Here is a 13554-nt window from a genome sequence, read left to right on the forward strand (position 1 = left end):
GGCCGGTCTCAATTCCCGACTACGACTCTTCGCCATTCTCCACCAGCTTGTGGTGCAACCGTACCTTCTCCGCCCGTTTCTTGCGCATGCGCAGGTTGAGCAGTTCCACGCCGAAGGAGAAGGCCATGGAGAAGTAGATGTAGCCCTTGGGAATGTGCATATCGAAGCCTTCCCCCAGCAGGGCCACGCCCACCAGGATGAGGAAGCTCAGCGCCAGCATCTTGATGGTCGGGTGCTCGTCGACGAACTCGCCGATCGGCTTGGCAGCAAACATCATCACGCCCACCGCAAGAACCACCGCAATCACCATCACCGTCACGTGATCGGCCATGCCCACGGCGGTAATCACCGAGTCCAGGCTGAACACGATATCGAGCACGGCGATCTGCGCCAGGGTCGCCGCGAGGCCGGCCGTGGCCGCCGAGGCCCCACTCTCTTCCTCGCCCTCGAGGCTGTTATGGATTTCATGGGCACTCTTGGCCAGCAGGAACAGGCCACCGATGATCAGGATCAGGTCCCGGCCGGAGATCTCTTCTTCCAGGATCGTGAACAGGGGTTGGGTCAACGTCATCACCCAAGCCAGCGACAGCAGCAACAGGATGCGGGTGATCATCGCCAGCCCTAGGCCCATGATGCGGGCCCGGTTGCGCTGGTGTTCCGGCAGCCGGCCCACCAGGATCGAGATGAAGATGATGTTGTCGATGCCCAGAACAATTTCCAGCAGGGCCAGGGTGGCCAGGGCAATCCAGGCCTGGGGATCGCCGATCCAGCTGAACCATTCCACCATGGGGTCAGTCCTCAGTCAGTGATTTAGAAGGTGATTGAATCCGTGCGGGCGCCCTGCAGCCAGAGCGCCCAGTTGTCCTGCAGCACGCGCATGCCGCCGATGTAGTTGTCGTCCACCAGGCCCGCGGCCAGCGTGCGGTCGCCCCGCTGATACTGGTGGATCAGTCGCACCAGGAAGCTGCGGCCGGTGGGTGTGGACAGCAGGAAGTAGACGAACTCACCGGTCTGGGCCTGCAGTGAATAGCCCTTATCGGCGTAATGATTACGCCAGTCCCGGCTCTGCATCGCCAGAAAATCGGCCACGTCCGGCAGCATCCTGTTGGCCCGCATGTAGTCCACGATCCGGGTATTCTCCGGATGGGCATCGATCACCAGATGGCCGTCGCGGCGCCGGAGCATTTCCATCTGTTCCGCCAGGCCTTCGTTAAGCCAGGCCGGTACGTAAGGCGTCAGGGTCGCGACGATGGCGTGGGCGGTTTCGTGGCTGATGGTGCGGAGGGTATCTTCGCGGTTCTCCCGCAAATAGACCGCGATCTGGTTGCCTTTATTAAGGAATATGCCGCGGGACGGGGGAACCGGCCCTTTCGTGTTGGCGGCCACGAACTGGTTATAGGTCGCCTTGTCCGGCAGCACCCGGATGTTCACCGGTACGGTGCGGTGAATATCGAAATAGAGAATATCGTCGAAGAACGCGTAAACATTGTTCACGTTCGCCGAAATTTCCGCCCGTTCGTCATCGGTCAGGGTGACACCGTCGGTGACGATGTCGATCTGGAAGCGCTGGAATCGGGACGCGCTGCCACGCACTTCCACCCGTTCCTGCTGGCGATCCGGTTCCTTGCGATCACTGAAATGCACTACGCCGTTTTCGTCGGTGTAGCGATAGATGTCCGCGTGTCCCCACAGGGGCAACAGGCACAAGGCCAACAACAGCCCACGTGTCATACGTCTATCCGATCATCCTTGCCGTTACAGGCTGAGTGTATAGTGACCGGTCGGGAACAACCAGTACCCTGTCCGAATCCCGGCCGATTGCGGATAATGCGGTCCGTACGAAGCGATCTTTCTTTGCGAGGAGCCCCTGTGACGCCGTGGCGCAGTCGTCTGAAACGCTGGTTCGGTGTCCAAAAGCCGCCGGCGAACCTGATCATCGTGGGTGTGGGCTATCCCGGTTTCAGTCTGGGACAGGCCGTTCAGGCCAGCGGCCGTTTCCACCTCGTCGAGTTTATTGACGATGAGCCCTGGAACAACCGGACCCGGCTCCTGGGGGCGACGGTGCAATATCCCGGGGAACTGGCGGCACTGATCCAGCGGCATGAGGTCAAGGTGGTGGTTCGGATTGAGGGAGAGCCGCCGGTGATCGCGGATAATATCTGGGAGGAGGTTATGGCCACCGGTGTCCGGACGCTCACCTTGCGCGCGGATTCAGATACCGAGACACGCTTGTCGGAGTTGCGGGGCATTCAGGACTGACAACCAGCGCAATGGCGTAGGTTGGGCTGACGAAGGAAGCCCAACAAACCCGGTTGGCGGCCAACCTCATCCAATCCCATGGCCGCCAAGCCGGTTTTTGAGTACCCATGTTCCAAGCATGCCCGTGATAACGGGAACGTCTGGAGCCCGCTTATTGTTGGGCTTCCTTCGTCAGCCCAACCTACGATACGCGCTCCCCAAGGAACTCGCGATTAACACCATCCCTGTTCAACTGCTTCAGATGTAATAGTCCTGAAGCGGAGGAAAACCGTTGAAGCACACCGCGCTGTATGTGGTGGTGTACGCACCCGTGGTCAGCCAGTAAAGCCGGTCGCCCATCGCCAGGTTCAGCGGCAGGCCGTACTTGTAGTGTTCGTACATGATGTCGGCGCTGTCGCAGGTCGGGCCGGCGATCACCACGTCTTCGCATTCCCCGGTTTTCTCGGTGTGGATCGGGAACTTGATGGACTCGTCCAGGGTTTCGATCAGGCCCGAGAATTTGCCCACGTCGGTGAACACCCAGCGGTGCAGACCGGTGCGGGATTTACGGGAAATCAGCACCACCTCACTCACCAGCACGCCGGCGTTGGCAATCAGTGAACGACCCGGCTCGATGATCACTTCCGGGAAGTCGTCGCCGAAATCCTCACGGATAAAGCGCTGGATTTCCTCGGCGTAGGTGCCCAGTTCATTGGTCCGGGTCATGTAGTTGGCCGGGAAGCCACCGCCCATGTTGATCATCTTAAGCTCGATACCGTCTTCCTCGCGCAGGCGATCGAAGATCACCTTCACGTTGCCCAGCGCCGCGTCCCAGGCGCCGATTTCACGCTGCTGGGAACCCACGTGGAACGACACGCCGTAGGGCACCAGGCCCAGGTCGCGGGCCAGGATCAGCAGGTCCATCGCCATGTCGGTGTGGCAGCCGAACTTGCGGGACAGCGGCCAGTCGGCGGTCTGGGTGCCTTCGGTCAGAATGCGCACATACACCTTCGAGCCCGGCGCCGCCTTGGCGATGTTGCGCAGGTCCGCTTCGGAATCCGTGGCGAACAGGCGCACGCCCCGCTCGTAGAACGCGCGCACGTCCTTCGCCTTCTTGATGGTGTTGCCGTAGCTGATGCGATCCGGCGACACGTCCAGGGCCATCACCTTGTCCAGCTCGTAGATGGAGGCGATGTCGAAGCTGGAACCCTTGTCCCGCAGCATGGTCAGGATTTCCGGGGCCGGGTTGGCCTTCACCGCGTAATAGACTTTGGCGTACGGGAAATTTTCCACCAGTTCGTTGTACTGACGGTTGATCGTGGCCGTATCGACCACCAGGAACGGGGTTTCTTTCGTGTCGGCAAAGGTCTTGATGCGCTGGAAGGTCGCATCGTCGTAGTAGTCGGAAACCTGGATCGGGGCGTGTTCGTTCATGGACGTCTATGGGTTCCTCATCTGGGACGACGCCAATAAAAATGGCCCGGACAATGGTCCGGGCCGGTATGGGCGCGAATGTAGGAACAAATCGGGGACCCGGATAGTGCGCAAATCTACCCATAACCCGGCGACGCGATATGGCACGAAAGTTTCCCGCTACGTACCATCAACCCCTCACCTGACGATCAAGGAGCGACCATGGCCGCACAACGCCTGCAGGATCTGATGAATACCCTCCCGCAACAGGGCACACTTGAATGGATCGGCCTGCGGCCGGGCCGGGACGAACCCATGCTGGCGCCGGAATCCGCCACCATCGAGCGGGGCCAGGGGCTGATCGGCGACCGCTTCCGGGGCCGTCCGGAGAGCAAGCGCCAGGTGACACTGATCCAGGCGGAGCACCTGCCGGTGATTGCCTCGCTTGTACACCAGGACGCGATTACCCCCGACCGGCTGCGCCGCAACCTGGTGGTCCGCGGCCTCAACCTGCTGGCGCTCAAGGGCAAACGCTTCCGGGTGGGTGAGGCGGTGCTGGAAATGACCGGGCTGTGCGATCCCTGTTCCAAGATGGAGGCCGAACTCGGGCCCGGGGGTTACAACGCGATGCGCGGGCATGGCGGAATCACAACCCGGGTCATCGAGGGCGGCGAGATCCGGCTGGGGGATGGGGTCGAGGTGCAGGCGTCAGACCGCGCGCCGGTGCAGACGTCGTTCGATGACCTGACAACCGGGTGAGGTCACACCATGGATCGCGGATAGCGCCGCTTTCAGGGTGGCCGCCGCGATGGCCTCGTGCTGCTGTGGCAGGGCGTTGACGCGGATCGGCAGAAAATCCAGCAGGCGGTCGTCGCCGAAGGTGGCCAGGTGCAGGTCCGCGGGCAGGCCGTCCGGCCGCTCCAGCAACACGTCCAGCACCCCCTGGAGCAGGGAATAGGACGCCGTCACCAACGCGTCCGGCTGGCCCCGCCCCGCCAGCAGCTCCCGGGCCAGGGCGGCCCCGGAGGCCCGGTCGAACCGATCGCCGCTCATCACGATGGCCTCGCCGCTCCAGTCTGCGACGGCCTCTTCGAAGCCCTGGCGCCGCTGGCGGGTCATGGCCAGCTCGGGCAGGGCATCCAGCCAGACCACCGAATGCACCCCCGGGCCCAGCACCGAACGGGTGAGAGCGGCCGCGCCGGCCTGGTTATCGCTGACGATGCAGGTCAATTGTGAGGGATCCTGGGCCCGGTCCACGGCAATCACCGGCAGCCCCTCGGCCTGCAGATCCCGGTAGAAAGTGCTGTCCGGCGGCAGGCAGCTCGCCACGATCAGGGCGTCGCAACGCCGCGCCCGGAAGGACAGCGCCAGCGAGCGCTCCGTCTCGGCGTCATCGTCGGAGCCGGCGATCAGCAGCTGATAGCCTTCGGCGCGGGAACCCACTTCCAGCAACTTGGCCAAGCGGGCGTAACTGGCGTTCTCCAGGTCCGGCAGGATGAAGCCCAGGGTGCGCGACTGGCCGCCACGCAGCGCCGCCGCCTGGGCGTCGATGCGGAAACCGTGTTCCCGGGCCAGCGTGGTCACCCGCTCCACGGTCTCGGGCTTGATGCGGTTGGCAGCGGCCCGGCCATTGAGCACGTAGCTCGCCGTGGTGCGCGAAACGCCCGCCAGTCGGGCCAGTTCTGCCAAGGTCATTGCGGTCTCCTGCTGTGCCTGTTGCCGGGCGCCTGTCGATAAAGCCGACATTCTACGGGATCACCGAAGTCAACGTGACCCGACCGACGTGATTTGCATTGCTTGAAATCTGATCAATGTTGTTTCATGATCCATTCTAGTCATTGCTGACACGATTCAGCAAATGCTTAAATACGTTTTTAACCACGGCGCCTGACCGGCTGCTGTGAGACAACAACAAGGTCAACCAAGGGGATTTCCCCATGCTTACGTTAACTGCCGACGACATCCGTCTGGGCTGCCGCGCCGCCGACTGGCGCGAGGCCCTCGCCCTGGCCGGCGAGGAGCTGGAAGCCGCAGGCCGGACCACCCCCGAATACCTGCAAGGCCTGCTGGACCGCGAGGCCCAGTCCTCCACCGTCCTGGGCAACGGCATTGCCATCCCCCACGGCACGCCCGAGAGCCGCGAGCACGTCCGCTCTACCGGCATCCGGGTGCTGCAGTTTCCCGATGGCGTGACCTGGCACGACGATGCCCGGGTCCACGTGCTGGTGACCATCGCTGCCCAGTCCGACGAGCACCTGGACATCCTGCGCCACCTCACCCGGGTGCTGGACAAGCCGGGCCTGGCGCAACAGCTGGCCGAAGCCACGGAGCGGGACACCCTGCTGGCCTGCCTGTCTCGCACACCCGCCACGCCAAAATGCGATCGCGATACCCTGCTATTGAAGGTACCGGCCAGCGATACCCGCGAACTGGCGCTGACCGCCGCCGCCCGCCTGCAGAGCCTGGGCTGCGTCGAGCCGCCGTTTATTGCCAGCCTGGTGGCCCAGGCGCCACAAGCCCTGGGCCGCGGCCTGTGGCTGGTTCACGCCACCGATGGCGTCACCCAACCGGCCCTGGCGGTGGCCACCCCGGCCAAAGCCGATGACGCGCTGGACGGCGTGCTGTGCCTGGCCGGTCAGGGCGAGGACACTCAACCGCTGCTGGAGCAGATCGATCACCTGCTGACCCAGCCGGAATCCATTGCCAGCCTGTCCGCCGACGAGCTGCTGGCGCGCCTGGCCGGTGAACAGGCCAACGCCGTCACCCGCCAGGTTCGCCTGCTCAACGCCCACGGTCTGCATGCCCGTCCGGCCAAGCAACTGGTGCAGGTGGCCCGCCAGCAGTCGCTGCCCCTGCAGCTGCGCCTGCTCGAAGGCGACGCCCAGGCGGTGTCGGCCACCAGCCTGACCCGAGTCATCGGCCTTGGCGCACGTCGCGGTCAGACACTGGTGATCAGCGCCGCCGGTGACGGAGCCGAAGCGGCGGTGAAAGCCCTGGCCGAGGCCATCGAGTCCGGCCTGGGCGAGGCAGTGACCCCACTGCGCGCCCACGATGAACGCAAGACAACCGACAGCGATCAGCCGTCCCAACCGGTCGAACCGCTGGAGCCGGATACCCCGATCAAGGCCGTTGCGGCGTCCCCGGGACTGGCCGTGGCCCCGGCCTTCGTCATGCGCCTGCCCGAACTGACCTACGCGGCCACCGCCAACGATCCCGACCACCAGTGCGAGCGCCTGAACCAGGCCATCGACGACGCTTTCGAGCAACTGGAAGCCCTGATCCGACACGCCGAAGGCGGCGAGGCCGGTCCCATCCTCGCGGTCCACGCCGAGATGCTGCGTGACGACGACCTGCACCAGGCCGCGTTCGACATCATCCGCGAAGGCGCCTCGGCCGAGGCCGGTTGGTGGCAGGCGATCGACACCGCCGCCAAAGCCCAGGAAGCGCTCGCCGACCGTCTGCTGGCCGAACGCGCTGCGGACCTGCGCGACGTCGGTCGGCGTGTACTGGCCAACCTCTGCGGCGTGTCCATGCCGACACCCCCGGACGAGCCCTACATCCTGGTGGCCGACGACCTGGGCCCGTCCGATGTGGCCCGGCTGGATACCCAGCGGGTTCGGGGCCTGGTGACGGCCAAGGGCGGGGCCACCGCCCACAGCGCCATCCTCGCCCGCGCCCTCGGCCTGCCGGCCGTGGTGGGTGTGGGTGAGCGTTTGCTGACCCTGGAAAGCGGCACGGATGTCGTTGTGGATGGTGAGCGGGGCTGCATCGTCCCGGCACCCGGCAGCGAGCGTCGGCGCCGCCTGAACCAGCGCCTGGAGCAGCTGGAGCAGCTTCAGGCCAGGGCCCACGAAGCCCGCCACGAGCCGGCCAGCACGGTGGACGGTCATCAGGTGGAAGTCTGCGCCAACCTCGGCAACACCGCCCACACGCCGGAAGCGGTGGAACGCGGCGCCGACGGTGTGGGTCTGCTGCGTACCGAATTCATTTTCATGGCCCATTCCGAAGCCCCGGACCTGGCCACCCAGCGCACCGAGTACGCCAAGGCGTTCGACGCGCTCGACGGCCTGCCGCTGGTGGCCCGGACCCTGGACGTGGGCGGCGACAAGCCGCTGGATTACTGGCCGCTGCCCGAGGAAGACAACCCCTTCCTGGGCCTGCGCGGCATCCGCCTGTCCCTGACCCGGCCGGAGATCCTGGAGACCCAGCTGCGCGCGTTGCTGACCGAAGCCGGCAGCCGCCCGCTGCGGATCATGTTCCCCATGGTCAAGGACCTGGCCGAGTTCCGTGCCGCCAAGGCGCTGGTGGACAAGCTGCGCGAGGAAATCGACGCCCCGGACGTGCAGGTGGGCGTAATGATCGAGATCCCTTCCAGTGCGCTGCTAGCGCCGACCCTGGCGCCGGAGGTGGACTTCTTCTCCATCGGCACCAACGACCTGACCCAGTACACCCTGGCCATCGACCGCGGCCACCCACAGCTGTCGGCCGATTCCGACGGTCTGCATCCGGCCGTGCTGCGCCTGATCCAGATGACCGTCGAGGCGGCTCACGAACACGGTCGCTGGGTGGGTATCTGCGGGGAACTGGGGTCCGATCCCCAGGCGATTCCGGTGCTGCTGGGGCTGGGCGTGGACGAATTCTCCGTCACCAGCCGCCGGGTGCCACTGGTCAAGGCCTGCATCCGTAACCTGGCCCTGTCCGATGCGAAATCACTCGCTCAGCTGGCCCTGCAACAGGCCACGGCGAGTGACGTGCGGGACAAGCTGGAGGGCGCGTAATGGCTCGTGTACTGACCATCACCCTGAACCCGGCGCTGGACCTGTCGGTGGAAACCCCGCCGATTCGCCTCGGCGAGGTCAACCGCACCGAGCGGACCCAGCTGGACGCCGCGGGCAAGGGCATCAACCTGGCGCGGGTACTGCGCCGGCTGGGCCACGAGGTCATGGTGTCCGGCCTGATGGGCCTGGATAACGCGGCGCCGTTCGAGCAGCTGTTTGCCGACGAGGGCCTGGAAGATCACTTCCTGCGAGTGCCCGGAACCAGCCGCACCAACGTCAAACTGGCCGAAACCGGCGGACGGGTCACCGACCTCAATGGCACCGGTTTCGATACCCCGGCGGACGCCCTGAACCGGCTGCAGTTCCGCCTGAGCCCGTTGCTCGGCGACTGTGATGCGGTCGTCATCGCCGGCAGCCTGCCCCTGGGTTTCGCACCGGAAAAACTGGCCGGGCTGATCCGGCGCTGCGCCGAGGCCGATCGGCCGGTCTGGCTGGATACCAGCGGCCCCGCGCTGACGGCCGGCATCCGTGCCCGCCCCAGCGGCGTCAAACCCAACAACGAAGAACTGGCGGAATGGGCCGGCCGCCCCCTGCCCGACCTGACCGCCCAGGCCGACGCCGGCCGCCAGTTGCAGCAGTCGGGCATCGCCCACGTGGTGATTTCCCGCGGCCCGGAGGGCGTGCTCTGGCTCAACCCGCGCCGGGACCTGCTGGCCCGGGCCCCGCAGGTGCCGGTGGTCAGCACCGTCTGTGCCGGCGACACACTGCTGGCCGGCCTGCTCCATGGCGAACTCAGCGGCCTCAGTGACTTCGACACCCTGCAGCTGGCCACCGCCCTGTCCGCCGAGTGCGTCCGCCATGTGGGCGTGGGCAATCCCGACGCCGACGACTTCCTACAACTCCAACAACACACCAGGGTCACACCCTGGCCGGATACAACCCTGTCCGGGGAGGCATCATCATGAACCTGATTCTCGTTACCGCCTGTCCACAAGGACTGGCCACCTCATTCCTGGCCGCCCGGGCCCTGACCCGCGCCGCCGAAGCCCGCCACTGGCAGGTCACGGCCGAAGTCCACAGCCAGGCCAGTCCGGTCACACCGATCGATGACGACGCCATCGCCGCGGCCGATCTGGTGATTGTCGCCGCCAGCGCACCGGTCGATCTGAACCGGTTTGCCGGCAAGGCGCTGTATCACGCGCCGGTCACGGCGCCGCTGACCGATCCCGATCAGTTCCTGGACGAAGCGCAACAGGCCGCCACGCCCTACGTCCCGGATGACTCGGCGCCCGCCGCGCCCGCAACCGGTGCGCAGGGACTCTCCATCGTCGCGGTCACCGCCTGTCCCACCGGCGTGGCCCATACCTTTATGGCCGCTGAAGCGTTGAGCGAAGCCGCACGGGCCGCCGGCCACCGCATCCGGGTCGAGACCCAGGGCTCGGTCGGCGCCCAGGATGCGCTGACGGAGGCCGAGATCGCCGAGGCGGACGTGGTTGTCCTCGCCTGCGACATCGAGATCGATCCGGAGCGCTTTGCCGGCAAACGGGTCTGGCGCACCTCCACTGGCGCGGCCCTGAAGAAACCGGCCGACACCCTGCGCGATGCGCTGGACCAGGCGGAGACCGAAACCGGCGCCAGCACAAGCAAACCCGCCGGCAGCAAGAGCGGCGAACGCAAGGGCCCCTACAAGCACCTGCTGACCGGCGTGTCGTTCATGTTGCCGATGGTGGTCGCCGGGGGTCTGATGATCGCCCTGTCGTTCGTGTTCGGCATCCACGCGGCCGAGCAGAAAGGCACGCTGGCCGCAGCGCTGATGCAGATCGGCGGCGGCACCGCCTTCAAGCTGATGATTCCGCTGCTGGCCGGCTACATCGCCTACTCCATCGCCGACCGGCCGGGGATCGCCCCGGGCATGATCGGTGGCTACCTGGCGGGTACGCTGGGGGCGGGTTTCCTCGGCGGGATTGCCGCCGGCTTCCTGGCCGGCTATGCCGCGCGCCTGGTGAGCCAGAAGCTCCCGCTGCCGGAGAGCGTGGCCTCGCTGAAGCCGATCCTGATCATTCCCCTGCTGGCCAGCCTGTTCACGGGCCTGACCATGATCTACATCGTGGGCGAGCCCATCGCGGCCATCATGGCGACGATGACCGACTTCCTGACCAACATGAACACCGGCAATGCGGTCCTGCTCGGGGCGCTGCTGGGGGCCATGATGTGTTTCGATCTGGGCGGGCCGGTCAACAAGGCCGCCTACACCTTCGGGGTCGGCTTGCTGTCCGAGGGCGCCGGCGGTTCCGCGCCGATGGCAGCGATCATGGCTGCGGGCATGGTGCCGGCCATCGGTATGGGCATTGCCAGTCTGCTGGCCCGGAGCAAATTCGCCGACGACGAGCGTCAGGCGGGCAAAGCGTCGTTTGTACTGGGGCTGTGCTTCATCTCGGAAGGGGCCATTCCGTTCATGGCCAAGGATCCGCTGCGGGTGATTCCCATCTGCATGGTGGGCGGGGCCATCACCGGCGCGCTGTCGATGCTGTTCCAGGTCTCACTGATGGCGCCGCACGGCGGCTTGTTCGTGCTGCTGATCCCGCACGCGGTGAGCGCGGTGCTGCCCTACCTGTTCGCGATCACGGTCGGCTCGCTGGTGATCGGCATCAGCTATGCCTTCGCCAAGACCGGGAAAACCGCCCTGGCCAACGCCACCTGAAGGTAAAACGCCCGGCGATCAGGACGATCGTCGGGCGCTCTCATTGCTAGTGATGAATGCCGTGCTGGACGGGATCGAGACTATTTCCGGAAGAACAGCATGAACGCGCCGCCCACCGTCGCCGCGGCACCTGCAATCAGGAACCACATCGTATTCTCACTGAAACGTCCCGTCAGGCTCTGTGACAGCTGTTCACCCACGCTTTGCGTCGATTGCCAGCCGAAGTAGAGCAACAGGACACCCACCACGAGCGCTACCAGTCCAATTAGCCGAGTCGCAGCCAAGTAACTTCTCCTTTGACTTGGTGAAACCTTCTTTACCGAAGGCTCGAGGAGCCTCTGATCGACCCCTTCATTTAACATTTTTTTACGAAGCTACACGCCGCATCCCCAAATTGAAAGTTACGGATGCAGCGCCGGCCCGGTGTGACCTGTCGATGGCGGCTCTACGGCGGGTCGCAGACCACTGGCAATCGCCTGTTCAATCAGCCAGCGGCGCACCGCACGCAGGGCGGGCTCGTTGCGCCGGCTGGTCTTGTGGGCGAAGTAGAAACTGTCGCCGGTGATCAGGCTGTGGCAGGGCAGGCGCACGACATCCTCCGTGTCGGGATCCTCGCTCAGCATGTAGTCGTTGGTCAGGGCAATCCCCTGGTGGAACCGGGCACCTTCCAGCGCCATCAGCATGTGGCTGAAATGCTGGATCCGGGATCGCGCCGGCCGGCTTTCCCCGGCGACCTGGAACCAGGTGTCCCAGTCGCCGGCTTCCCGGTCGTAGATGCTGTAGGTGGAGAGCAGCGGAAAGCGGGCGATCTCCGCCGGTGTCAGCGGCCGGCTGTCGGCGGGATCCTCCGGCAAGCCCAGCGTCTCGCGGATCTGGCGCCAGTAGGGACGACTGCAGATCGGGAACAGGCGCTCCCGATACAACAGGTCGTAGCTGAAGGCGCGGGCACTGGTGTTGATGGTGATGAAGCAGTCCGCCACCCGGTCGGAAAGCTGCGGCGACGTGCTGGTCATCTCCAGCGCCAGGTCGATCTGGGAATGGGCCCGCTGCAGGCTGGGCAGGCGGGGAATCAGCCAGCGCACGCAGAAGGAACTGAACACCGCCAGGCGCAGGCGGGATGTCGGCGCGCCCAACAGGGTCTCGCTGGCCCGTTCGATCTGCAGCAGGGCCGAGGTCACGCTTTCCTGGAACGTACGGCCTTCATCGGTCAGCGTCAGATAACGGCCGCTGCGCTGGAACAGCGGTTCTCCCAGGTAGGTCTCCAGCGCCTTGATCTGGTGGCTGACGGCGCTCTGGCTCACCGCCAGCTCGTCCGCGGCTTTCGAGAAGCTGTTCAGCCGCGCCACCGCCTCGAACATGGGCAGGGCACGCAAAGGGGGCAGTTTCATCATGTTGCGCCGACTCCATTATCGATATTTCTCATACCTGAGCTCTAAATATCATTAAACAGCGGTGTTTGGCGACCGTACACTGTGGCTTCCATTCACTCGACGCAGGAGGCAGCCATGTCCGGACGGACCGTCAACAGCGCGATCCTGTTGCTCATCCTGGGCAACGCGATGGCGCTGGTTTCCGATGTGTTTATCAAGCTGCTGGATCCGGGCACGCCGGTGTTCCAGTTCGTGTTCCTGCGTTGTGTGATCACGCTGCTGTTGCTGCTGCCGCTGTGGCGCCAGATCGATCGCGGCCATTTCTTCGAGGGGCTGGGCATCCATACCGTGCGGGCGCACATCCACCTGGTGGGCATCGTCTGCATGGTGCTGGCGCTGGGCGCACTGCCGCTGGCGACGGCCAACGCCATTTTCTACGCCGCGCCGGTACTGGTGATGGTGTTTTCCGTCCTGTTCTTCCGGGGCCGTCTGGACGGAAGAAGCCTGTTCGCGGTGGTCAGCGGCTTCCTCGGCATTGTGGTGATCCTGCGGCCGGTGGCGGTCAACTGGATGGCGCTGAGTGCCCTGGCGGTCGCCGCCACGCTGGCCGTCAACGCGCTGCTGGTGCCCAAGCTGCCCAGTGGCCAGTCGATGGTCCACAAGCTGTTCCTGAATTACCTGCTGGTGCTGCCGGCCAGCGGCGCGCTGATGCTCTATGAGGGGGCCGACTGGGATCCGGACCTGCTGTTCAGCGCGGTCGGGTCGGCCCTGTTCATCCTGGGCTACAACATGACCATCCTGCTGGCCTACCGGCAGGTGGAAGCCAGCCAGGTCGCCAGCGCCGAATACACCGGTCTGATCTGGGCGGTGCTGTTCGGCTGGATCGGCTTCGGCGAGACCCCGGACCTGTGGTTTGCAGCCGGGTCGGCAATGATCGTGGTGCCGCTGTTGCTGATTGGCCTGCGTCAGCGGCGGGTCGGCCGGGCGAGGGGCTCGCTGGCCGGCGAATCCGGCTGAGTCACAGCCGCCTTGCCGAATGGTAAGGCGGCGGTCA

At 65.2% G+C, this 13554-nt stretch carries 12 protein-coding genes; 6 read left to right on the forward strand and 6 right to left on the reverse strand.

Going from position 1 to position 13554, the window contains the following annotated elements:
• Positions 1-19: 19 nt before the first annotated feature.
• Positions 20-787, reverse strand: coding sequence for a TerC family protein (locus tag EB809_RS04660; RefSeq protein ID WP_123633648.1), 768 nt, complete (start codon positions 785-787; stop codon positions 20-22).
• Between the two features lie 23 nt (positions 788-810).
• Positions 811-1731 carry a DUF4124 domain-containing protein gene (locus EB809_RS04665; protein ID WP_123633649.1) on the reverse strand — a complete coding sequence of 307 codons (921 nt, stop codon included), beginning with the start codon at positions 1729-1731 and terminating at the stop codon, positions 811-813.
• 138 nt (positions 1732-1869) lie between these two features.
• On the opposite strand from EB809_RS04665, the gene EB809_RS04670 reads away from it, so the two are divergent.
• Complete coding sequence (locus tag EB809_RS04670) at positions 1870-2259, forward strand: nucleoside-diphosphate sugar epimerase/dehydratase (RefSeq protein WP_223807815.1); 390 nt, start codon at positions 1870-1872, stop codon at positions 2257-2259.
• Between the two features lie 237 nt (positions 2260-2496).
• Here the strand turns inward: EB809_RS04670 and EB809_RS04675 are convergent, their stop codons facing one another.
• The gene (locus tag EB809_RS04675) at positions 2497-3672 is read right to left on the reverse strand and encodes a type III PLP-dependent enzyme (protein ID WP_123633650.1); all 1176 of its coding nucleotides are present in this window, start codon (positions 3670-3672) and stop codon (positions 2497-2499) included.
• A gap of 201 nt (positions 3673-3873) precedes the next feature.
• Between EB809_RS04675 and EB809_RS04680 the strand changes: the two genes are divergently transcribed.
• Positions 3874-4410, forward strand: coding sequence for an MOSC domain-containing protein (locus EB809_RS04680; protein WP_123633651.1), 537 nt, complete (start codon positions 3874-3876; stop codon positions 4408-4410).
• On the opposite strand, the gene cra is transcribed toward EB809_RS04680, so the two are convergent.
• Positions 4360-5346 (reverse strand): catabolite repressor/activator, encoded by a 987-nt coding sequence (gene cra, locus EB809_RS04685; RefSeq protein WP_123633652.1) that lies wholly within the window; start codon positions 5344-5346, stop codon positions 4360-4362. The two genes, EB809_RS04680 and cra, sit on opposite strands and share 51 nt — an antisense overlap.
• A gap of 242 nt (positions 5347-5588) precedes the next feature.
• Here cra and ptsP point away from each other — a divergent pair, with 242 nt between their 5' ends.
• The 3 genes from ptsP to EB809_RS04700 are packed head-to-tail and all read left to right on the forward strand — an operon-like array spanning position 5589 to position 11130.
• The gene (gene ptsP / locus EB809_RS04690) at positions 5589-8429 is read left to right on the forward strand and encodes a phosphoenolpyruvate--protein phosphotransferase (protein ID WP_123633653.1); all 2841 of its coding nucleotides are present in this window, start codon (positions 5589-5591) and stop codon (positions 8427-8429) included.
• The gene (gene pfkB / locus EB809_RS04695) at positions 8429-9394 is read left to right on the forward strand and encodes a 1-phosphofructokinase (protein ID WP_123633654.1); all 966 of its coding nucleotides are present in this window, start codon (positions 8429-8431) and stop codon (positions 9392-9394) included. The genes ptsP and pfkB overlap by 1 nt, the downstream gene beginning before the upstream one ends.
• On the forward strand, positions 9391-11130 hold the full coding sequence (locus EB809_RS04700; RefSeq protein ID WP_123633655.1) for a PTS fructose-like transporter subunit IIB: 1740 nt from the start codon (positions 9391-9393) through the stop codon (positions 11128-11130). The genes pfkB and EB809_RS04700 overlap by 4 nt, the downstream gene beginning before the upstream one ends.
• Before the next feature lie 80 nt (positions 11131-11210).
• Here the strand turns inward: EB809_RS04700 and EB809_RS04705 are convergent, their stop codons facing one another.
• Entirely contained in the window at positions 11211-11414 is a 204-nt protein-coding gene (locus tag EB809_RS04705) for a DUF3185 family protein (RefSeq protein ID WP_123633656.1), read from the reverse strand.
• A gap of 117 nt (positions 11415-11531) precedes the next feature.
• Positions 11532-12518 (reverse strand): LysR family transcriptional regulator, encoded by a 987-nt coding sequence (locus EB809_RS04710; RefSeq protein ID WP_123633744.1) that lies wholly within the window; start codon positions 12516-12518, stop codon positions 11532-11534.
• 117 nt (positions 12519-12635) lie between these two features.
• Here EB809_RS04710 and EB809_RS04715 point away from each other — a divergent pair, with 117 nt between their 5' ends.
• A complete protein-coding gene (locus EB809_RS04715; protein ID WP_123633657.1) occupies positions 12636-13517 on the forward strand; it encodes a DMT family transporter in 882 nt (293 codons plus the stop codon).
• Positions 13518-13554: the final 37 nt, after the last annotated feature.

Source organism: Marinobacter sp. R17, assembly GCF_003789045.1.
GTDB lineage: Bacteria > Pseudomonadota > Gammaproteobacteria > Pseudomonadales > Oleiphilaceae > Marinobacter_A > Marinobacter_A mangrovi.

Coding starts and splice junctions, on each gene's coding strand:
- EB809_RS04660 (WP_123633648.1), bottom strand. CDS start 787: ATGGTGGAATGGTTCAGCTGGATCGGCGATCCCCAGGCCTGGATTGCC.
- EB809_RS04665 (WP_123633649.1), bottom strand. CDS start 1,731: ATGACACGTGGGCTGTTGTTGGCCTTGTGCCTGTTGCCCCTGTGGGGA.
- EB809_RS04675 (WP_123633650.1), bottom strand. CDS start 3,672: ATGAACGAACACGCCCCGATCCAGGTTTCCGACTACTACGACGATGCG.
- EB809_RS04680 (WP_123633651.1), top strand. CDS start 3,874: ATGGCCGCACAACGCCTGCAGGATCTGATGAATACCCTCCCGCAACAG.
- cra (WP_123633652.1), bottom strand. CDS start 5,346: ATGACCTTGGCAGAACTGGCCCGACTGGCGGGCGTTTCGCGCACCACG.
- ptsP (WP_123633653.1), top strand. CDS start 5,589: ATGCTTACGTTAACTGCCGACGACATCCGTCTGGGCTGCCGCGCCGCC.
- pfkB (WP_123633654.1), top strand. CDS start 8,429: ATGGCTCGTGTACTGACCATCACCCTGAACCCGGCGCTGGACCTGTCG.
- EB809_RS04700 (WP_123633655.1), top strand. CDS start 9,391: ATGAACCTGATTCTCGTTACCGCCTGTCCACAAGGACTGGCCACCTCA.
- EB809_RS04710 (WP_123633744.1), bottom strand. CDS start 12,518: ATGAAACTGCCCCCTTTGCGTGCCCTGCCCATGTTCGAGGCGGTGGCG.
- EB809_RS04715 (WP_123633657.1), top strand. CDS start 12,636: ATGTCCGGACGGACCGTCAACAGCGCGATCCTGTTGCTCATCCTGGGC.